This is a genomic window from Sphingomonas aerolata, assembly GCF_003046295.1.
Lineage (GTDB): Bacteria > Pseudomonadota > Alphaproteobacteria > Sphingomonadales > Sphingomonadaceae > Sphingomonas > Sphingomonas aerolata.
Genome location: NZ_PZZN01000003.1, coordinates 29,388 through 50,825, shown reverse-complemented (window position 1 = coordinate 50,825; position 21,438 = coordinate 29,388). Strand labels below are relative to the sequence as shown.

Annotated in this window: 15 protein-coding genes; 10 read left to right on the top strand and 5 right to left on the bottom strand. The window is 67.0% G+C overall.

The annotated features are described in order from the left end of the window. Window positions 1–8 precede the first annotated feature (8 nt). Window positions 9–1,340: a sugar MFS transporter gene (locus tag C8J24_RS12835; RefSeq protein WP_107932963.1), complete on the bottom strand. Its 1,332-nt coding sequence runs from the start codon at window positions 1,338–1,340 to the stop codon at window positions 9–11. 136 nt (window positions 1,341–1,476) lie between these two features. Between C8J24_RS12835 and C8J24_RS12830 the strand changes: the two genes are divergently transcribed. The 8 genes from C8J24_RS12830 to C8J24_RS12795 all read left to right on the top strand — a co-directional run bounded on the left by C8J24_RS12830 (window position 1,477) and on the right by C8J24_RS12795 (window position 11,131). Further along, on the top strand, window positions 1,477–2,622 hold the full coding sequence (locus tag C8J24_RS12830) for an aldose epimerase family protein (RefSeq protein ID WP_107932961.1): 1,146 nt from the start codon (window positions 1,477–1,479) through the stop codon (window positions 2,620–2,622). 31 nt (window positions 2,623–2,653) lie between these two features. Continuing rightward, window positions 2,654–4,444 carry an IlvD/Edd family dehydratase gene (locus C8J24_RS12825; RefSeq protein ID WP_107932959.1) on the top strand — a complete coding sequence of 597 codons (1,791 nt, stop codon included), beginning with the start codon at window positions 2,654–2,656 and terminating at the stop codon, window positions 4,442–4,444. A 113-nt stretch (window positions 4,445–4,557) separates the two neighbouring features. Then, complete coding sequence (locus C8J24_RS12820) at window positions 4,558–5,010, top strand: MarR family winged helix-turn-helix transcriptional regulator (RefSeq protein ID WP_107932957.1); 453 nt, start codon at window positions 4,558–4,560, stop codon at window positions 5,008–5,010. Beyond that, a complete protein-coding gene (locus tag C8J24_RS12815; protein ID WP_107932955.1) occupies window positions 5,007–7,061 on the top strand; it encodes an FUSC family protein in 2,055 nt (684 codons plus the stop codon). Before C8J24_RS12820 ends, C8J24_RS12815 begins: the two co-directional genes overlap by 4 nt. Then, on the top strand, window positions 7,058–7,264 hold the full coding sequence (locus C8J24_RS12810) for a DUF1656 domain-containing protein (RefSeq protein WP_107932953.1): 207 nt from the start codon (window positions 7,058–7,060) through the stop codon (window positions 7,262–7,264). The genes C8J24_RS12815 and C8J24_RS12810 overlap by 4 nt, the downstream gene beginning before the upstream one ends. After that, window positions 7,261–8,163: an efflux RND transporter periplasmic adaptor subunit gene (locus C8J24_RS12805; RefSeq protein ID WP_056407578.1), complete on the top strand. Its 903-nt coding sequence runs from the start codon at window positions 7,261–7,263 to the stop codon at window positions 8,161–8,163. The genes C8J24_RS12810 and C8J24_RS12805 overlap by 4 nt, the downstream gene beginning before the upstream one ends. Then, complete coding sequence (locus tag C8J24_RS12800; protein WP_107932951.1) at window positions 8,163–9,602, top strand: efflux transporter outer membrane subunit; 1,440 nt, start codon at window positions 8,163–8,165, stop codon at window positions 9,600–9,602. Before C8J24_RS12805 ends, C8J24_RS12800 begins: the two co-directional genes overlap by 1 nt. Then, the gene (locus tag C8J24_RS12795) at window positions 9,599–11,131 is read left to right on the top strand and encodes an MFS transporter (RefSeq protein WP_208620965.1); all 1,533 of its coding nucleotides are present in this window, start codon (window positions 9,599–9,601) and stop codon (window positions 11,129–11,131) included. Before C8J24_RS12800 ends, C8J24_RS12795 begins: the two co-directional genes overlap by 4 nt. Before the next feature lie 26 nt (window positions 11,132–11,157). Here the strand turns inward: C8J24_RS12795 and C8J24_RS12790 are convergent, their stop codons facing one another. Continuing rightward, entirely contained in the window at window positions 11,158–12,048 is an 891-nt protein-coding gene (locus tag C8J24_RS12790) for a LysR family transcriptional regulator (protein WP_107932949.1), read from the bottom strand. A 120-nt stretch (window positions 12,049–12,168) separates the two neighbouring features. Here C8J24_RS12790 and C8J24_RS12785 point away from each other — a divergent pair, with 120 nt between their 5' ends. Next, window positions 12,169–13,203, top strand: coding sequence for an aldo/keto reductase (locus tag C8J24_RS12785; RefSeq protein WP_107932947.1), 1,035 nt, complete (start codon window positions 12,169–12,171; stop codon window positions 13,201–13,203). A 27-nt stretch (window positions 13,204–13,230) separates the two neighbouring features. Continuing rightward, on the top strand, window positions 13,231–14,439 hold the full coding sequence (locus tag C8J24_RS12780; protein ID WP_107932945.1) for an MFS transporter: 1,209 nt from the start codon (window positions 13,231–13,233) through the stop codon (window positions 14,437–14,439). On the opposite strand, the gene C8J24_RS12775 is transcribed toward C8J24_RS12780, so the two are convergent. The 3 genes from C8J24_RS12775 to C8J24_RS12765 all read right to left on the bottom strand — a co-directional run bounded on the left by C8J24_RS12775 (window position 14,393) and on the right by C8J24_RS12765 (window position 21,431). Next, window positions 14,393–16,702 (bottom strand): glycoside hydrolase family 3 C-terminal domain-containing protein, encoded by a 2,310-nt coding sequence (locus C8J24_RS12775; protein ID WP_208620984.1) that lies wholly within the window; start codon window positions 16,700–16,702, stop codon window positions 14,393–14,395. The two genes, C8J24_RS12780 and C8J24_RS12775, sit on opposite strands and share 47 nt — an antisense overlap. 165 nt (window positions 16,703–16,867) lie before the next feature. Beyond that, window positions 16,868–19,756: a glycoside hydrolase family 31 protein gene (locus tag C8J24_RS12770; protein ID WP_107932941.1), complete on the bottom strand. Its 2,889-nt coding sequence runs from the start codon at window positions 19,754–19,756 to the stop codon at window positions 16,868–16,870. A 52-nt stretch (window positions 19,757–19,808) separates the two neighbouring features. Continuing rightward, entirely contained in the window at window positions 19,809–21,431 is a 1,623-nt protein-coding gene (locus tag C8J24_RS12765; protein ID WP_107934174.1) for a DUF5597 domain-containing protein, read from the bottom strand. Between the last annotated feature and the right edge of the window lie 7 nt (window positions 21,432–21,438).

Below are 21,438 nucleotides of genomic sequence, written 5' to 3'. Positions count from 1 at the left end.
TATCCCGATCATCCGACCGCGACCGGCTCGGGCAGCGCATGCGTCACGCGCGATCCCCAGAGGGCGTAGAACAGGATGTAGAGTTCACACGCCGCGGTCAGCAGGAACGAGATCTGCAGGCCATAACGGTCCGCGAGCCAGCCCTGCACGATCACCAGCGCACCACCCGCGATCGCCATGATCAGCAGCCCCGATCCCTCTTCCGTCAGCGGTCCGAGCCCGCGGATGCCGAGCGTGAAGATCGTCGGGAACATGATCGAATGGAACAGCCCGACCGAGATCAGCGCCCACATCGCGACGTGCCCGGTGGTGAAGGTGGCGACCAGCATCACGACGAACGCGCCGATGCTGGCCAGCGCCAGGACGTGCTCCGCCGGAACGCTGCGCATGATGACGCTGCCGACCAGCCGCCCGACCATCATCCCGCCCCACAGGACGAACAGGTAATGCGAGGCCTGCTCATGCGTGAGATTGCCGATCTGCGGCTGGCTGACGAAGTTGATGAACAGGTTGGCGACGCCGATCTCGGCGATCAGATAGATGAAGATTGCCGGGATGCCGAGGACGAGGTTGCGATGCGACCAGAGCGACAGGCCCTTGCGATCGGCCTTTGCCGAACGCTGCGTCGCCGCCCCCATTGCCGGCAGCGGGAAGCGTGCGATGACGACCGCGAGCACGACCAGCACGCCCGCGACGATGAGATAGGGCAGCACGACCGACTGCGCGTCGGCAAGCCGCTCGGCGGGTGTCAGTACCGCAGTGGATCCGGCGACCGCCGTGCCCGAGGTCGAGCGGCCGAGGATCAGATAGCCGCCGAACAAGGGCGCGAGCGTCGCGCCCGCCGAATTGAATGCCTGGACCAGGTTCAGCCGTGACGAGGCGGTCTCGGGCGGGCCGACGACCGCGACATAGGGGTTCGCCGCGACCTGAAGCAGCGTGATGCCGCTGGCGATCACGAACAGGGCGAACAGCGTCACGCCATAAGATGGCAGCCGCGCGGCGGGCACCATCATCAGTGCACCGGCGGCCATCATCGCGAGCCCGAACACCATCGCGCGCTGATAGCCGACGCGCTCGATCAGCTTGGCGGACGGGATGGACGCGAAGAAATAGGCGATGAACCAGACGCTCTCGATCAGCGTGGTCTGTGTGTAGCTGAGGTCGAACACGCTGCGCAGATGCGGCAGCAGCGTGTTGTTGATGACCGTGATGAAGCCCCACATGAAGAACAGGCTGGCCAGCAAGGTCAGCGCGGATCGGTAGCTCGGCCCTGCCGCGCTACCTCCTGCCCCCGGGGAAGCGCCTGCGATCGTCCCGTGCGTCTGTATCGGCATCGCCATAATGGTCCATCCTCCGTGCCATGTCGGCGACTGAACATCAGTCTTTTCCCGCATGGCTTGCTCAGAAATATATTGTCCGACTATATACCCCCATAAGGCGCGTCAACGGCGTCAGAGGATCAGGATAGGAACCGGAATGAGCGGAATCGGAAAAACGGGGATCATCTTGGCAACTCTTTTAGCCGCCCTGGCAGCGCCGGCGGCGAACGCGGCCGAGGCCAGGCGGACCCCCGCGGGTGCGCTGCGCGACGGCACGGCGATCGAGGCGATCACGCTCAGCAACGCGCACGGCGTCTCGGCGCGCATCCTGTCCTACGGCGCGACGCTGCAATCGCTGATGGCGCCCGACCGGGCCGGCAAGGTCGCCGACGTCGTGCTCGGCTATGACGACCTCGCCTCCTATGTCGACCATCCCAATTTCTTCGGCGTGACAGTCGGGCGCTTCGCCAACCGCATCGCCGGCGGCCGCTTCACGCTCGACGGCAAGGCCTATCAGCTGCCGCTCAACGACAAGGTCAATTCGCTGCACGGCGGCGGCAAGGGTTTCGACAAGGTCGCGTGGAAAGTCCTGTCGATCAAGGACGGCCCGACCGCGACGCTCGTGCTCGGCCACCGCAGCGCGGATGGCGAATCCGGCTATCCGGGCAATCTCGACGTCACCGTTACCTACACGCTCGACGAAGCGGGCAATCTGGGCATCGCCTATGATGCCAGGACCGACAAGCCGACGATCGTGAACATGACCAATCACGCGATCTTCGATCTTGGTGGCGAGGGATCGGCGATGGGCGCGAACGGCCACAGACTGACGATCCCCGCCAAGGCGATCACGCCCGTCGACGACAAGCTGATTCCGACCGGCGCGCTGCAGCCCGTCCAGGGGACCGTGTTCGACTTCCGCAACGGCCGGATCGTCGGCGAAGGGCTTCGCGACGGCCGTGACCAGCAGATCCGCTACGGCCACGGCTACGACCACAACTTCGCGCTCGACAAGGGCGTCACCGCCAAGCCCGAGCTGGCCGCGCGGCTCGAGGATCCTGCCTCGGGACGCGTGCTCGAAGTCCTGTCGACCGAGCCCGGCGTGCAATTCTACACCGGCAATTTTCTTGACGGGACGTTCATCGGCAAGCACGGCCATCTTTACCGGATGGGCGACGGTATCGCGCTGGAACCGCAGAAATTTCCGGACGCACCGAACAAGCCGAATTTCGTCTCCGCGCGCGTCGATCCGGGCAAGCCCTATCATCACGCCATGATCTACCGCATCTCCGTCGCTCGCTGATATTCGACCTGCTTACCCCGGAAAGCCTCTCATGACCGACTTGCCCAAACTCCGCAGCCGCGCGTGGTTCGACAATCCCGAGAATATCGACATGACCGCGCTCTATCTGGAGCGCTATCTGAACTTCGGATTGAGCCTGGAGGAACTGCGCTCGGGCAAGCCGATCATCGGCATCGCGCAGACCGGCAGCGACCTCAGCCCCTGCAACCGCCACCACCTCGTGCTCGCCGAACGGCTGCGCGAAGGCATTCGCGAGGCGGGCGGGATCGCGCTCGAATTCCCGGTCCACCCGATCCAGGAGACCGGCAAGCGCCCGACAGCCGGGCTCGACCGCAACCTCGCCTATCTGGCGCTGGTCGAGGTGCTCTACGGCTATCCGCTCGACGGCGTCGTGCTGACGATCGGCTGCGACAAGACGACGCCCGCCTGCCTGATGGCGGCGGCGACGGTCAACATTCCCGCCATCGCGCTGTCGGTGGGCCCGATGCTCAACGGCTGGCACAAGGGCGAGCGGACCGGCTCGGGGACGATCGTGTGGAAGGCGCGCGAGCTGCTCGCGACCGGTGCGATCGACGATGAGGGCTTCATCAAGCTCGTTGCCTCGTCCGCGCCGTCGACCGGCTATTGCAACACGATGGGCACCGCGACGACGATGAATTCGCTCGCCGAGGCGCTCGGCATGCAGCTGCCCGGCTCGGCCGCGATTCCGGCGCCCTACCGCGACCGCCAGGAGGTCGCGTACAAGACCGGCAAGCGCATCGTCGACATGGTCGCCGAGGATCTGAAGCCTAGCGACATCCTGACCAAGGAGGCGTTCCACAACGCGATCGTCGTCAATTCGGCGATCGGCGGGTCGACCAACGCGCCGATCCACCTCGCCGCGATCGCGCGCCACATCGGCGTCGATCTGCCGATCGACGACTGGCAGACGCACGGTCACAAGGTGCCGCTGATGGTCAACCTTCAGCCCGCCGGCGAGTATCTCGGCGAGGATTATTACCATGCCGGCGGGGTGCCAGCGGTGGTCGCCGAACTGATGAAGCAGGACCTGATCCACGAAGACGCGATGACCGCCAACGGCAAGAGCATCGGCGACAATTGCCGCACCGCGACGATCGAGGACGAGCGCGTCATCCGCCCGTTCGCGACCCCGCTACTGCAGGATGCCGGCTTCATCGTCCTGCGTGGCAATTTGTTCGACAGCGCGATCATGAAGACGAGCGTCATCTCGCCGGAATTCCGCGAACGCTATCTCAGCAATCCTGACGATCCTGAAGCGTTCGAAGGCCCCGCGGTCGTGTTCGACGGCCCCGAGGACTATCATCACCGGATTGACGATCCGTCGCTCGGTATCACCACTGATACGCTGCTCTTCATGCGCGGTGCCGGGCCGATCGGCTATCCGGGTGCCGCCGAGGTCGTCAACATGCGTCCGCCCGCCTATCTGATCCGCGAAGGCGTCCATGCGCTACCCTGCATCGGCGACGGTCGCCAGTCGGGCACGTCAGGCTCGCCGTCGATCCTCAATGCCAGCCCCGAGGCGGCGGCGATGGGCGGCCTCGCGCTGATCCGCACCGGCGACCGGGTTCGCATCGATCTCGGCAAGGGCAGCGCCGATGTCCTGATCTCCGATGAGGAACTGGCCGAGCGGCGCCGCACGCTGACCGCGGCGGGCGGCTATGCCTTCCCGCGTTCGCAGACGCCGTGGCAAGAAATCCAGCGCGCCACCGTCGGCCAGATGGAAACCGGTGCCATCCTCGAAGGTGCCGAGAAATACCAGCGCATCGCCCAGACGATGGGCCTGCCGCGCGACAACCACTAGGTCCGGTCCGCCGGGCCGCGCACGTCGCGCGGCCCGGCGGGCGCGAACAAATTCCTTGCATAACTTACTATTTTGCATTGCAGCATGGGCTGACATGATTACTTAGCACGCTAATGACCTCCCCTCGCGCCGTGCTCGAATCCTCCTACGCCCGAACCCTCCTGCCGCTCGCGCGCAGCTGGCGGCAGGCGGCCGACCATGCGCTCCGCGACATGGGGGTGTCGGCATCGACCGGCTGGGCGCTGGTTCAGGTCGGGCGGCTGGGCGACGATGTGCGGCAGATCGATCTCGCCTGTGAACTCGACGTGACACAGGCATCGCTGGTGCGCTCGATCGACCAGATGACCGCCGCCGGGCTTGTCGAGCGCCACCGCGATCCCGCCGATGCGCGGGTCAGCCGGATCCGCCTGACGCCACACGGGCGGCGGCTCGTCACCACGATCGAGGCGAAGTTCGCGACGCTGCGCCATGCGATGCTCGAGGGCGTGCCGGACGACGATCTGGCCACCGCGCTACGTGTTGCGGAACGGCTCGGCGCGCGGTTTGTGGCAGATCGCGGACGATGACGCTGTCGCGTTTCGGGGGGAAGGAGGCGCTCTTCTCGGTCAAATGCTTCGTCGCCGCGATCCTCGCTTATTACATCGCGCTGCGGATCGGTCTGACGCGGCCCTATTGGGCGGTGACGACGTCCTATATCGTCGCGCAGCCACTGGCCGGCGCGGTGTTGTCGAAGGCGGTGTTCCGGGTCGCGGGGACCGTGCTTGGCGCGATTGCCGCGGTCGTGCTCGTGCCGAACCTCGTCAACGCGCCCGAACTCCTGTCGCTCGGCCTCGCGCTGTGGCTCGGGCTGTGCCTCTACATCTCGCTGCTCGACCGGACGCCGCGGGCCTATGTGTTCCTGCTCGCGGGCTATACCGCCAGCATCATCGGTTTTCCGTCGGTTGCGGCGCCGGGCGCGGTCTTCACCATCGCTGCGCTGCGGGTGCAGGAGATCACGATCGGCATCCTGTGCGGCAGTCTGATCCACGGCCTCGTCTTCCCGCAGACCGTCACCGCCGTGCTGCTCGGCCGGATCGACGCGATCCTCGCCGACGCGGAACGCTGGTCGCGCGATTCGCTTGCGGGGGAAAGCGATGCCGCGCTCGACCGCGACCGGCGGCGGCTGGCACTGGACATCAACGAGCTGCACCAGCTTTCCATCCATCTGCCGTTCGACACCGCACGGCTGCTCCCGCGCGTCCGGACGTTGCGCGCACTCCAGGCGGAACTGTCGATGCTGTTGCCGCTGGCGAGCGCGATCGACGACCGGATAGTCGAGCTCAAGCGGGGCGCCGACAGGCCGCGCCCCGAGGCGCTCGCGCTCATCGAGGACGTTCGCGAATGGCTGCGCGATCCCTCTTCCGCATCGGAGCGCGGCGCGCACGCCGATGAGCTGATCGCCCGTGCTCGCGCGCTCGAACCCGCGCCCGGCAGCGCGCTGATCTGGCGTGACGCGTTGCGGCTGAGCCTGGTGGCGCGGCTCGGGGAACTGGTCGACGCGCATCGCAACGTGCGCGACTTGCGCGATCAGATGCGATCGCCGTCGCGCGCGCCCGTCACCCCCGCCGTCGCGCGACTGCTCGCACGCTCCCCCCGCAGACCGCTACACCGCGATCGCGGCATCGCGCTACGGGCGGCCGCGGGCACGGTGATGACGATCCTGCTGGGCTGCGCCTTCTGGATCGGAACCGCATGGACCGACGGTGCGGGGGCGGTGCTGATCGCGGGGGTGTGCTGCGCCTTGTTCGGCAACAGCGACAACCCGGCGCCGGCGATCAAGGCATTCTTCTATGGCACGATCCTCGGCCTGGTCGTGTCGGCCGTCTATGCGTTTGCGATCCTGCCGCGCGTGACGGACTTCGTGACGCTCGCCGCGGTGCTCGCGCCGCCGATGCTGATCGGGGGGATGTTCCTCGCGCGGCCAGCGACCTTGCTCGTGACGCTCGGCGCGCTGCTTGGCGGACTCAACACGGTCGGGCTGAACGACCGGTTCGGCGGCGGGTTCGACCAGTTTATGAACGGCGCGATCGCGCAATTGATCGGGACGTTGTTCGCGGTCGTCACGGTCGGCCTGTTCCAGACGATCGGCGCGCAGACCAGCGCGCGACGGTTGCTCCGTGCCGGCTGGCGCGAACTGGCGATGCGCGCGGATTCGACCGGCCGGCCCGATACGGCGGGCTGGATCGCGCGGATGCTCGACCGGATCGGACTGCTCGCACCGCGGCTTGCACTGCAGGGCGAGGATCCCGGCAAGCCGCTGCTCGATGCGCTGACCGACCTGCGCGTCGGTGTGGCGGTCGGCGAACTCCGCCAGCTCCGCATCGACGGTCCGGTTGACGAGGCAGCGATGATCACGCCGGTGCTGCGCGGGGTCGGGACGCATTACCGCGCGCTGCGCCCCAACCAGCCGGCGCCCCCCGAACCCGATCTGCTCGCGGGGATCGACCGGGCGCTGGCCGGCTTCGCGTCGAGCATGCCCGACCGCCACCGCAGAAGCGTGCTCGCGCTCACCTCGCTGCGCCGCAACCTCTTTCCCTCGGCCCCCGCCTATGCGGGCTCACCGGAGATGCCCGCATGACCGGCGAGATCTCGATCGGCGGTGTCTATCTGCCGACCCTCCTCCTGCTCGCGGTCGCCGCGGTCGTGCTCACGGGCGTCACCACCCGCCTGCTCGCCTTTGCCGGGGTGTACCGCGCAGTGACCTATCGTCCGCTGGTCGACCTGGCGCTGTTCATCCTCATCCTCGGGCTGCTTGCCCTGCTCACCGGACCTTCCGCATGACCTCGCCCCGTCTCAAGTCCCTGCTGGCCCCGCTCGGCCGTTCCGCCGTCACCTTGGTCATCGTCGCGCTCGCGGTGGTCGTCGCGCTGTGGCTGTGGAAGCGCTATGAGAGCGATCCGTGGACGCGCGACGGGCATATCCGGGCCGACATCGTTCGCGTCACGCCCGATGTCGCGGGTCTCGTCACGCGCGTCGCGGTGCGGGACAACCAGACGGTCAAGCCCGGCGACGTGCTGTTCGTGGTCGATCGTCCCCGTTTTGAACTGACGCTTGCGCAATCTGACGCGTCGATCGCGAGCGCGCGCGCGACGCTGCTGCAGGCACGGCGCGAGGCGCAGCGCGACCTCGCGCTGGGCGATCTGGTCGCCAAGGAAACGCACGAACAGAATGTCGCGCGCGTCGCCACCGCCTCGGCAACGCTCGCGCAGGCCCGGAGCGCGCGATCGACCGCGGCGCTGAACCTTGCGCGGACGACTGTGCGGGCAACCGTGCACGGCATCGTCACCAATCTCGATCTCCATCCCGGCGACTATATCGCGGCTGGCGCACAGGCGATGGCGCTGATCGACACGGACTCGCTTCGGGTCGAGGGCTATTTCGAGGAAACCAAGCTCGGCAGCATCCATCTTGGCGACCCGGTAACCGTGCATCTGATGGGCGAAGCGCAGGCGTTGCACGGCCGCGTCGACAGCATCGCGGCGGGCATCAATGACAGCGAACGGACGAACACGACCAACCTGCTGCCCAATGTGAACCCGACGTTCAACTGGGTCCGCCTCGCACAGCGCATCCCGGTGCGCGTGAAGCTGGTGCAGGTGCCGAAGGGTGTCCCGCTTATCGTCGGGCGGACGGCGACGGTGACGGTGGAACCCAAACTTCAGTCGGGAGCGCCGGCGTGATGCGCACGCGTCTCTCGCCGATCAGCCGTTCCCCCACCCACCGCGGTCTCGCCGCGAGTATCCTCGCGCTCGGCCTCGCCGCCTGCACCACCGCCGGCCCGGACTATGCGCCCCCCGACCGCGCCGTCGCCGCGATGCCCGCCGCGCAGGGCGCGTTCGACAGCGGTCACGAGGCCGCGTTCGTCGATGCCCCCCTCCCCGATCGCTGGTGGCAGCTCTATGGCGATCCCCGGCTCGACGCGTTCGTCGCCGAGGCGCTGGCGGCGAACACTGATCTGCGCGCGGCCGATGCCAATCTCCGCCGCGCCGACGCGGTCGTTGCGGAGGTTGCCGCCGGGCGGACGCTGTCGACCACGCTCGGCGGCGGTACGTCGATCGACCGGCCCTATGCGAGCCGCGGCAACCTGCCCGGAACGCTCGACGCCAATCTCGGCATCACGCTCGCCTATCCGCTCGACCTGTCGGGGCGCATCCGGCGCGCGATCGAAACCGCGCAGGGCGATGCGCAGGCGGTCGCCGCCGCGCGCGACGACGTCCGCGTGACCGTCGCTGCCGAAACCGCGCGCAGCTATGCCGCGGTGTGCACGGCGAACATGGTGCTCGCCGCCAACAGCCGGGTACTTGCCCTCCAGCGCCAGACGCTCGACGTCACGCGCCGCCTGCAACGTGGTGGGCGCGGCACGGCGTTCGACGTCACGCGGGCAAGGACCGCGGTCGACCAGAGCGAGGCGTTGATCCCGTCGCAGGTCGCGACGCGCACCGCCGCGCTCTACCGGCTGGCGACGCTGATAGGTCGGGCACCCGCCGCCTATCCCGCCGAGATCGCGACCTGCGCGAAGCCCCCCGCGCTGACCCGGCCGCTGCCGATCGGCGACGGCGCCGCACTGATCCGCCGCCGGCCCGATATCCGTCAGGCCGAACGCGCACTGGTAGCGGCGACTGCGCGGATCGGCATCGCCACCGCCGACCTGTATCCGCAGGTCAGCCTGGGGGGATCCGCCGGGTTCACAGGGCCGGTCTCGACGCTCGGATCCACCAGCGCATTCCACCTGGGGCTCGGCCCGCTCATCAGCTGGAGCTTCCCGAACCGCCCGGTCGTCCGTGCCCGCATCGCGCAGGCCGGCGCCTCGGCGGATCAGGCGCTGGCGCAGTTCGATTCGACGACGCTTGAGGCGTTGCGCGAAACCGAGACCGCGCTGTCAGCCTATGCGCGCGAAGGGGATCGCAACGCCGCGCTGTCGCGGGCGCAGGCGAGCGCCGCGACCGCCGCCAGCCAGGCGGGCACGCTCTATCGCTTTGGCCGAACCGACTTCCTGTCGCTGCTGACCGCCCAGGCGGCGCTGACCACGGCCCAGGCCAATCTTGCCGCATCCGACGCGTTGTTGATTGATCGTCAGGTCGACGTCTTCAGGGCGTTGGGCGGCGGGTGGCAGGCATGAGACTTCGCCGGCGCGGGCTCGCCGCTATCAACAGCGAAGTCCGCGACGGCATCGTCCCGGCCGCGGACACTATCGCGCGGGTCCCGCGCGACGCCGGAGCGCCCCCGCACACGTCGAGCAACTACCGAGTCACCGCGCTGATCATGGCCTGCGCGCTGTTCATGGAGCAGATGGATTCCACCGTGCTCGCGACGGCGTTGCCGACCATGGCGCGCGATTTCGGCGTGCCCGCGACGAGCATGGGATCGGCACTCACCTCCTATCTGCTGGCGCTGGCGATCTTCATCCCGGCCAGCGGGCGGCTTGCCGACCGGTTCGGCTCGCGCACCGTGTTCCGGGCCGCGATCCTGATCTTCGTCGGCGGTTCGATCCTGTGCGGTCAGGCGACCAGCCTGTCGTTCATGATGGGCGCGCGGTTCCTGCAGGGTCTGGGCGGCGCGATGATGATCCCGATCGGGCGTCTCGTCCTGCTTCGCAGCGTGGCCAAGGAAGACATGGTGCAGGCCATGTCGTGGCTGATCATGCCCGCGCTGATCGGTCCGATCCTCGGGCCGCCGGTCGGTGGCGCGATCGTCACCTATCTGGACTGGCGCTGGATCTTCTACCTCAACATCCCGATCGGCATGCTCGGCGTGGTGCTCGTCACCCGCTATATCGGTGATGTGCGCGAGGATCAGCCGGCACCCTTCGACGTGCCCGGCTTCATTCTGTCGGGCATCTCGCTCGGGTGCCTGTTGTTCGGGTTCGAGATGACCAGCCGCACGGGCGAACTGACGCAGGCCGTCGGGCTCATCGCGATCGGCCTGGTCGCGGGCGTCGCCTATATCCGCCACGCCAGACGCCGCAGCGATCCGATCCTCGACCTGTCGCTGATGCGGATCCCGACCTTCCGCCTGTCGGTGATCGGCGGATCGCTGACGCGGATCACGCAAGGCGCCCAGCCGTTCCTGTTGCCGATGATGCTCCAGCTCGGCTTCGGCATGACCGCGGCGGCGAGCGGCGCGATCACGATTGCCGGGGCGATCGGTTCGCTGATGATGAAGAGCCTCGCCCCCCGCGTGCTGCGACGGTTCGGATTCCGCAACAGCCTGATCGTCGGCGGCCTGTGTTCGAGCGGCGGCTACGCGGTGTGCGGGCTGTTCCGCCCCGACTGGCCCATCCCCGTCATCTTTGGCGTCCTGATGCTCTCGGGCTTTTTCATGTCGTTCCAGTTCTCCGCCTACAACACGATCGCCTATGACGAGATTCCATCGTCACGGATGAGCAGCGCGACCAGTTTCTACGCAACGTTCCAGCAGCTCATGCTCTCGCTCGGCATCTGCGTCGGCGCGGCCGCGTTGCATGTCGGCATGCTCGGATCGGGCACGACACGCCCGGTGCTCGCCGATTTCACCCTCGCATTCCTCGTCGTGACGGCGGTGTCGGCGGCCGCCACGATCTGGAACCGCCGTTTTGCCGTCGATGCCGGATCCGATCTCAGCGGACACCGCCAAGTGCCTGCGCGACCCGGGATGGCCGCGGGTCGATAACCCCTCCCGGCACACCGGCGCGGCGATCAGCCCCGGAGGCGTTCTGCGAGAAAGTCGACGAACACCCGGACACGCGCCGGCGTGTTGCTACCGCCGACGAAGAGCGCGTGGATGTGTTCGACGTCGCCCGGATTATACGCCTCGAAGAGCGGGACGAGACGGCCCGCGGCGATATCGTCGACGACGCTGAACGCACCGACGCGCGCGATCCCGACGCCCGCGGCGGCCAGCTGCCCCAATGTTTCGCCGTTATTGGCTTCGATATTGCCGGTCACGACGAGCGCCATGTCTACCCCATCGACACGGAACGGCCAGACGGGTTCGACTCGACGAAAGTTGAAATTCAGGCAGTTGTGCCGGTGCAAGTCCTCGGGCTTGGTCGGGGTACCACGCCGCGCCAGATAGTCGGGTGCCGCGACGATCACCCGCCGGCTCTCGCCGAGCTTCCGGGCGGTCAACAGGCTGTCGACCAGCGGACCGAAGCGGATCGCGACGTCCGCCTGCCCCGCCGCGACGTCGACGATCGTGTCGGTCAACGCGATATCGACGAGGATATGTGGATAGGCCTCGGCAAATGCGCCGAGCAGTGGGACGACGCACAACCGCCCATGCGACAGCGCGGCACTGATCCGCAGCCGTCCCCGGGGCGCGCCCTGATCGGCAATCTGCTGTTCGGCATCGTCGAGGTCGGCCAGGATTCGACGCGCCGTCTGGAGATAGGCCTGCCCTTCGGCCGTCGGGGTCAGCGCACGGGTCGACCGCAGGAGCAGCCGGACGCCGAGCCGAGCCTCGATCCGATCGATCGCCCGCGCCACCGCGGACGGCGTCAGTCCGAGCACGCGGCCCGCCCCCGAGAAGCTTCCCTCGCGCATGACCACGGCGAAGATCTCGAGCGCACGGGCCCGATCAGCCCCCATTCCCGTCTTTGCGTTCAAGTCAAAGGTCCTTCGTGACTACACCGTCTAATCAGCCCGTGCACTTCGGCCTATCTATGCGTCTAAATCGCAGCCGGGTACACCGCGATCGGGATCAAGATTATGGACTATCGTCAATTGGGATCGTCGGGACTTCGGGTACCGGCATTGAGCTTCGGAACCGGCACCTTTGGCGGAACCGGTCCGCTGTTCGGCGCCTGGGGATGCAGCGACGCCGTCGAAGCCCGACGACTGGTCGACCTGTGCATCGATGCCGGGATCACCCTGTTCGACACCGCCGATGTCTATTCGCACGGCGCGTCCGAGACGGTGCTCGGCAGCGCCATCATGGGGCGGCGTGATCAGGTGCTGATCTCGACCAAGACCGGCCTGCCGATGGGCGACGGGCCGCAGGACTGGGGCACGTCGCGCGCCCGGCTGATCCGTGCGGTCGAGGAGTCGCTGCAACGTCTCGGCACCGACCATATCGACCTGTTGCAGCTTCACGCCTTCGACGCATCGACCCCGACCGAGGAGGTGATGGCCACGCTCGACCAGCTGATCGCGGCGGGCAAAGTTTGTTATGCCGGGATATCCAATTATCCCGGCTGGCAGGTGATGAAGGCGCAGAACCTGGCCGACCGCCATGGCTGGTCCCGGCTCGTCGCGCATCAGGTCTATTATTCGCTCGTCGGTCGTGCGTACGAAGCAGACCTCATGCCGGTCGGCGCCGACCAGGGCATCGGCGCGCTCGTCTGGAGCCCGCTCGGCTGGGGCAGGCTGACAGGCAAGATCGGCCGGGATCGACCGGTGCCCGCTGGCAGCCGGCTTCACGACACGGAGCAATTCGCGCCGCCCGTCGATGCCGAGTTGCTCTACCGCGTGGTCGATGCGCTCGAGTTGATCGCGGACGAAACGGGCAAGACCGTGCCGCAAATCGCGATCAACTGGCTGCTCCGTCGGCCGACCGTCGCGTCGGTCATCATCGGCGCACGTACCGAGGCGCAGCTGCGCGACAATATCGGTGCGGTCGGCTGGACGTTGTCGGTCGAACAGGTCGCGGCGCTCGATGCCGCCAGCGCGGTTCTGCCGCCCTATCCGCACACCCCCTATCGTCAGCAGGAGGGTTTCGCCCGGCTGAACCCGGCGATGGTCTGACCCGCCCACGTCATCAGGAATACAGCGATGAAATTGAACCCCGGGCTTCTGGCCCTGTCCGTCGGCGCGTTCGGCATCGGCGTGACCGAATTCGCCCCCATGGGGCTGCTCCCCGTCATCGCCGGCGATCTCGGCGTTTCGATCCCGACCGCGGGCCTGCTCATCAGTGCCTATGCGTTGGGCGTGGTCATCGGTGCGCCGCTGATGACGCTGACGACCGGGCGCGTGCCGCGCCGCACGCTGCTGATCATGCTGGCGGGCATCTTCACGATCGGCAACCTGCTCGCCGCAATGTCGACGGGGTACGGCATGCTGATGGCCGCGCGGATCCTGACGTCGTTCAACCACGGCGCGTTCTTCGGGGTCGGGGCGATCGTCGCGGCCAGCCTCGTCGCGCCCGAACGCCGGGCCGGCGCAGTCGCGGCGATGTTCATGGGGCTGACCATCGCCAATGTCGTCGGCGTTCCGCTCGCGACATGGGCGGGCGATCACCTCGGCTGGCGCGCGTCGTTCTGGGGTATTTCGGTGCTGGGCTTCGCGACGATGGCGGCGCTGCGGCTGACGCTTCCCGTGCTGCCCGCGCCGACCGGCACCGACCCGAAGGCCGAACTGCGCGTCCTCACGCGCGGTCCTGTCTTGGGGGCGCTGGGCCTGACGGTCGTCGGCGCCAGCGCGATGTTCACCGTCTTTACCTATATCACGCCGATCCTTCGCGAGGTGACGCAGGCGTCGCTCGGCTATGTCACCGCGATGCTGGTGACCTACGGCGTGGGGCTGACGGTCGGCAACTGGCTCGGCGGGCGGTTCGCCGATCGCTCGGTCGACCGGACGCTGATCGTGACGCTTGCGCTGCTGACCGCGATCCTGGTCGGCTTCGCCGTGCTGATGCCGTTCAAGGTGCCGACCGCGATCCTCATCTTCCTGTGGGGCGTCGCCAGCTTCGCGCTCGTCCCCCCGCTTCAGGTCCGCGTCATGCACGCCGCCGCCGACGCGCCGAACCTCGCCTCGGCGATGAACATCGGTGCGTTCAACCTGGGCAACGCGATCGGCGCAGCGCTTGGCGGCGGCGTCATCGCGGCAGGCCTCGGCTATCCGATGGTCGCGCTTGCGGGTGCCGGGGCGTCGGCGCTGGGACTGGTCGCGGTCGTGGTCAGCGTCCGCCGCCGCGCGACAGCCCCCGCGCCGTCGACTATTTCCCCCGGCTGTCGAGCGTCTGCGCCGGCAGATGCACGGTGACCGTCTGCGCGATGCTCACCGCGGAGTCGGCCAGCATGACCTGATAGTCGCCCTCCGCGATCGTCCACGTCGCGGTTGCCGTATCGAAGGTCGCGAGCAGGCGCGGGTCGATCATCGTCGCCACCGACTGGCTCGCCCCCGGTGCCAGATCGACCTTCTTGAACGCGCCGAGCCGTTTGGGCGCTTCCCAGCCCGGCGCCGCGACATAGACCTGAGCGACGGTCTTGCCTGCGACAGACCCGGTGTTGCGGACCGCGAACGTCGCGGCGATGCCCTTGCCCTTTGCGTCGGCCTTCAGACCGCCGAGTGCGAACCGGGTATAGGACAGGCCGTAGCCGAACGGGAACAGCGGCTTGCGGCCGGTCTTGTCGAACCACTTATAGCCGATGGCGGCGCCTTCGATGTCGTAATTGCCCATCGGATGTGCGTCGCGGTCGAGCTTCGGGTCGCCTTCCAGAACCGGGCGCGGCAGTTGCGACAGCGACGCGGGGAAGGTCGCGGGAAGGCGACCCGACGGATTGACCTCGCCGGTCAGAATGCGCGCGATCGCCTCGCCGCCCGCCGTGCCCGGATACCAGGCCTCGATCACCGCGCCGACCTTCGACAGCCACGGCATGACAACCGGGCCGCCCGTCTCGAGCACCACGACGGTCTTGCGGTTGGCGCGGGCGACCGCGTCGATCAGGGCATTCTGCGCATCGGGCAACGCCAGATCGGGGACGTCGATCGACTCACCGGTCCACTGTTCGCCAAAGACGATCACGATATCGGCCTTGCGCGCCGCCGCTGCGGCCGCGCGCGGATCCTTGCCGTCGAGATAGGTGACGCGGGCACCGGTGCGGGCCTGCAGCGCGGTCATGGGCGACGATGCGTGATAGGTCTTGGGGCCGGGAAAGCCCTTGTTGAACTCGTCCGGCACGATCAGGCCGCTGGTCGGCGCGTTGGGCGAATAGACCTGTGACGATCCGCCGCCCGACAAAACGCCGACATCGGCATGCGCACCAATGAGCAGGATCGACTTCGCCGTTTTCGCCAGGGGCAGCAGATTGGCGTCGTTCTTCAGCAGGACGATGCCCTCCTCGGCATCGCTGCGCGTGACCGCCGCGTGCGCGGCATAGTCGATCGTCGTCGCGCGATCGCCGCGGACCGGCGTGTCGAATGCGCCCACCGAGAACATCCCCCACAGCACGCGTCGGGCCATGTCATCGGCACGCGCCGTGCTGACATGGCCGTTATTGACCGCCTCGCGCAGCGCTTCGGAGAAATAGGGCGACCGATCGAACGCCCAGCCCGACTGCTGGTCGAGCCCGGCATTGGCGGCTTCCGTCGTCGAATGGGCAGCTCCCCAGTCCGACATCACATAGCCCTTGAACCCCCAGTCCTTCTTCAGGACCGTGTTCAGCAGCCAGTCGTTCTCGCACGCGTAGTGGCCGTTGACGCGGTTGTAAGAGCACATCACCGAACCCGGCTGGCCGATCTCGTTGGCGATCTGGAACGCCAGCAGATCCGACTGGCGCGCCGCCTGTTCGCCGATCCGGTGATCGATCGTGAAGCGGTTGGTCTCCTGCCCGTTGAACGCGTAATGCTTCATCGTCGAGACGACATGCTCGGACTGGATTCCCTTGATCGCATGCCCCGTCATGACGCCCGCGAGCAGCGGATCCTCGCCACCATATTCGAAATTGCGGCCGTTCCGGGGTTCGCGCAGCAGGTTCATGCCGCCCGCCAGCTGCACGTTGAAGCCCGACAGGAACGCCTCGTTGCCGATCATCGCGCCACCGGCTTCGGCGAGCGCCGGGTTCCACGTCGCCGCGGTCAATATTCCCGATGGCAACGACGTCCGCAGCCGCGGGGTTGCGCTGCGCTGGCTGGCGACACCGACGCCCGCATCGGTCTGCCACTGGCTCGGGATACCCAGCCGCGCGATGCCCGGAACGATGCCGGCAGATCCCGGCAAGCCGTCCTTCGGAAACTCCCAGTTCTTGGTCGGCGTCTTGAGCCAGGCGGCATCGGTCGAGAAATAGCCGAAGGTCAGTTGCAGCTTCTCGTCGAGCGTCATCTCCCTGAGGATGAGATCGGCGCGGACGGACGGATCGAGACTCGTATCCATCCACGGCCGCGCGACCGGCGCATCGGTCTTCGCCGCCGCCGCCGCGGGCGCGTTGTTCGTCGTCTGCGCCAGCGCGGGCGAAACCCCGATTACACCGACCAGCACCGCGCTGCGCAGCAAGACGTTCAGGAGCGATCGGGTACCGCGCGTCATCATCACATTTCTCTCTCTACATGCCGTCTCTAGACGGGCGGCGCATGCCGTCCCACCTAGTCTCGTTTCGCCCGATCTAGCCCGGCATTCGTCGCGGCGTCCAGATGTCCGCCGCGACTGCATAGGCCCGAAGGGATTTCGCGTCCGTGCCCCCTCGGGCGGCCATCAACGCGGGCCCTGCACCGTGATCGCCTTGCCCGCATAGGTCACCGTCGCATCCTCGGTATCGGCGTCGGTCACCGGCTTGCCGGGCGTGATCCAGCGCACGTTGACCGTGCGAGACGTCGCCATGCCCTTGAAGCCCTTGCCCTCGCGCGCACCGAGCGACAGCGTGCCGGTTGTATCGTCATACCGCATCGGAATGCGCGCAAACGCACCGCCGCGATATTGCTCGCTGCGACCGTCATCCTCGTACAGGCTGAACTGCCCGTTGGCGCCGGTATAGACCGTCACCGTCACGGGTGCGTCGGGCAGGTCGTCGACATGCTGGCGGACAGGCCCCATCGGCACGATCGCCCCCGCCTTCACGAACAGCGGCATGCGTGTGTAGAGCGCGGGCGCGTCAATCGTCTGGCCGCCGCGATACGTCTGCCCGGACTGGAAATCATACCAGAGCGTCGCCGCACCCGGCAGATAGACCGGGCGCGACCGTGCCTTGTAGTCGGTGACCGGCGCGACCAGAAACGCATGGCCGAACATATACTGGTCGTTGATCCGGCGCGCCTTCACGTCGTCGGGATAATCCATCACCATGCCCCGCATGATGCTGCCGTCCTTGAACCACGTCTCCGCAGCGAGCGTGTAGATATACGGCATCAGACGATAGCGAAGCTGATCATACCAGAGCATCGAGGCGCGCATCGGCGTGCCCTCGGGCGCGATCTCGTAGATCTCGCGGTACGGGCTCTCGCCATGGCTGCGGAACAACGGGCTGAACGCACCGAACTGGAACCAGCGCAGGTTGAGCTCGCGCCACTCGTCGAGATCGGCCGGCTTGGGCGTCTTGCTCGCATAGCGGTCCTCGAGCGCGAAGCCGCCGATATCGTGCGTCCAGTTGGGAATGCCCGACATCGACGCATTGACGCCCGCGGACACCTGCGCGCGCAGGTCATACCAGCGGCTGGCGACATCGCCCGACCAGATCGCGGCCCCCTCGCGCTGCAGTCCGCCAAAGCCCGAACGGGTCAAGATGAACGGCCGGACATCGGGCTTGTACTGGCGCCAGCCGTCATAAACCGCGCCGACATGAACCAGCGGGAAGCTGTTGAAGTATTCCTCCGCCGGCCCGCGCGCGGTCGGCCCCATCGCCGCGATCCGCTCGGGGATCGACAGGTTCGAATGGATGTCCGGCTCCGACGCATCGAGCCACCAGGCGTCGACCCCGAACTTGGCGAGGCTGTCGCGCATCTGCCGCCAGAAGATCGTCCGTGCCTCGGGCGCATAGGGATCATAGTCGGTATTGGCATAGCCGGGCCCGACCCAATCCTTGTTCGCCATCTTCAGATTGCCGTCATAGGTGAAACCCTTGGCCGCCAGCTCCTTGTAATTGTCGGTGGTCGGGTAGAATTTCGGCCAGACGGAGATCATGAAGTTCGCGTTCAGATCGTGGAGCTGGTCGACCATCTTCTGCGGCTCCGGAAAGCGCGTCTTGTCGAACTGATGGCTGCCCCAGGCGTTTTCGGGCCAGTAGAACCAGTCCTGGACGATGTTGTCGAGCGGGATGCGGAGGTCGCGGTACTTGCGCACCACGTCCACGACCTCGTCCTGCGTGTTGTAGCGCTGGCGCGACTGCCAGAAGCCATAGGCCCATTTGGGCATCATCACGGCCTTGCCGGTCAGCTTGCGATAGCCCGCAATCACGTCGTCCATGTCGCTGCCGGGCACGTACCAGTAATTGACCGACCGCGCGACGTCGCTGGTGAACCAGGCCGAGTGGCGATCGGCCTGGGGCAGCGGGTCATTGTGGAGCAGCGCGATATATCCGGCGTTCGGATCCCATTCGATGCGGATCTCCGCCGCCTTGCCCCTGGTCATCGGCAGGTCGAAATTGGCGTACCAGGGATTCCAGTTCTGCCGCCAGCGGTTGAGCACCTCGCGCCCGTCGACGAACACCTTGAAATAGCTCGAGCCATAGAGCTGAAATTTGTGATCGCCCGTCTGGTCGGGCGTCACGCGGCCGGTCCATACGACCCGCTGCGTCTGGGCCGCGTTGCCCGCCGTATTCTGGCCGCCGGTTGCCGCCACCGTGCGCGCCTTGGCCGCCTCGGGCCAGTTCGCCTGGTCCTTGATATATTGATAGTTGATCGTGGCTTCCTGGCGCGTGACCGCCAGCTTGCCGTCGAGATAATAGTTGGCGGTGAAGCCGGGCTTGCCGTTGCTCGTCACCCGCAGGCCCGTGTCGGTGCCTGCGCCGACCAGGTCATAGGGCTTGGGATTGCCGAACCGGGTGATCCCGTCATTGTCCCACAGGATGCCGTACTTGCCGGTCGAAACCAGAAAGGGGACGGCGATGTCCATGTTGTGCTGCGCGAGTTCGACGTCCTCGCCGTTATAATCCATCTGGGCGTTCTGGTGCTGGCCGAGCCCGTAAAAGGCCTCGCTGGTACCGCGGTTGAACTGCTGCGACGCCGTGACATATTGCCGTCCGTCGACCGTCTTCGGCAGGAAGCGGCGTGTATTGGCCTCGTTGAGCACCGTCTTGCCGGCAGCGTCGACGAACCGGACATGCCCGGTCGCGAGGTCGACGTCCGCCGTATCCCGCGCCGTCTTGATGAGGACATGCCCTGCCCGCTCCGTCACCGTATACGCACCCGCCTTTGGGGGGCTCGGCACCATCAGGCTCGTGGTGCGGGTCACGCCGATCGAACTCGTCGGGGCGGCGACGACGTGGATGATCCCGTCGCCGTGAACCGTGACCTCGACGCGCGCGGTCGCGCCGCCTGCCGGGGTCACGGCGACGCCGCCGTCGATCTTCTCGTACCCGCCAGGCGCAGCGGCGTGCGCGGAGGCGATCGCGCTGCTTGCCAGCAACAGGGTCAGGAATGGCTTGGTCATCTTACTCTCCAGCAGTGCCGACGCCGCCCGCGGCGCGTCGATCGGTAATGTTTCAGCGATATGCGCCCATCGTGACGCGAAGCAGCACGGGCTCGATCAGGTTGATCCCGTAATCGGTCTGGTCGCCGTTCCACATCCGGTCGCGCACCCAGACACCGTCCCGAAAATGCCCCTCCTCCACGCGCAGGACGAGGCCGTTTGCAGGGCCGCCCGATCGCGCGCCGAAGTTGAGACGGACATGGTCCCCAGCAACCAGGAAGACATCGGCGGACAAGTGCGCGATCGCCGCGCCGCCAACGGGCTCGTTGCCCCATGGCGCGGGCTCGGTCTTGATCCAGGTCCAGTCCTTCTGACCGAACTGCCATTCGCCCCAGGTCGCAGCGATCGTCCAGTCGCCCATCACGGTCGACCGGGGCGTATTGTCGTCGGGTTTGAAAACGCCCCAGGTCGGACGCTCGAACGCGATCTTCGCCCACTCGCGCGCCATGCCGGCGAACAGGGCATAGGGCTTGGCGATCGCATCGAGCGTCGCCTCGTCCAGAGACCGCGCGCCGAGCGGATAGTTGACGTAGCCGGTATCATCCATCCCGAACGGCGCGTAGCCGATCGCGCCACGACCCAGCGCACCGTAGAAATAGCGCGCGAATTCGCGGGCATTGCCGATTTCGGGGACCATCAGCGCATTGTCGGAGCGCGCATATTTATCGAGATATTGCGCGACGTTCTCGCTCGCACGGTCATAGATGTCTGGCGCGGCGAAATCGATCGACGGCGCTGCCGCCTTCCAGATGTCGAGCACGTCCTGCTGCGGCCCGCCACTGGCGACGCCGGTCGGATCGGGCACGTTGGATGGTCCGGCGAGCGATGCGTTGACGTACATTGGGATCGGCTTGACGACCTTGCCCGCCGCGGCGATCTCGTCGACATATCGTGCCGTGTACCAGGTGTTGAAGGCACGGTCGGCCTGCGCCCCGAACAACGCGGTCCACGTTCCTGCGGGCTTGCCGAGCTTGCGCGTCAGCGCCGCGGGCACGGGCTTCGCGAACAGCACGTTCGCCGCCGGGCTATAGTCGCGCGGGACGCGGTAGCTGCCGACCTCGTTTTCGGGCTGGACGAGGATGACCGTATTCTGCGGATCATGCTCCTTGAGATAGCCGATCAGGCGTACAAAGGCGCGCTTGTCGGCCTCGAGCGTCGACCGGGCGAGCGGCGTATGGACGGAATGATCCTGCCCCGTCTTGTCTTTCATCCGGGGAAAGCGGCGATTGTCGAGCTTGACCCAGTCGGGCGTGTAGCCCGGCGCGGTATTCTTCCACGTTCCGAACCAGAGCAGGACGACCCGCTTGTCATGCGTGCGTGCCTCATCGAGCAGCGTCTGGACGAACGAGAAATCGAACTGCCCCTCGATCGGTTCGATCTGTTGCCAGGCAACGGGGACCTCGACGGTGTTCGCATGGATCCGCTCGAGCATCGGCCAGACCTTCGGCAGCGCGGAGGCATAGTTGCTCGAATTATTGACCTGCGCTCCGAGCATCAGGAAGGGCGCGCCGTCGACGATCAGCGCATGTCGGCCGTTCTTCGTCTCGACATGTGGCACCGGCGTCGCCTGTTGCGCATGTGCGGCGGTCACCAGCGCGGACAGCGTCCACGCAAGCAGTAGAGCCTGTCGTTTCATCGTCATC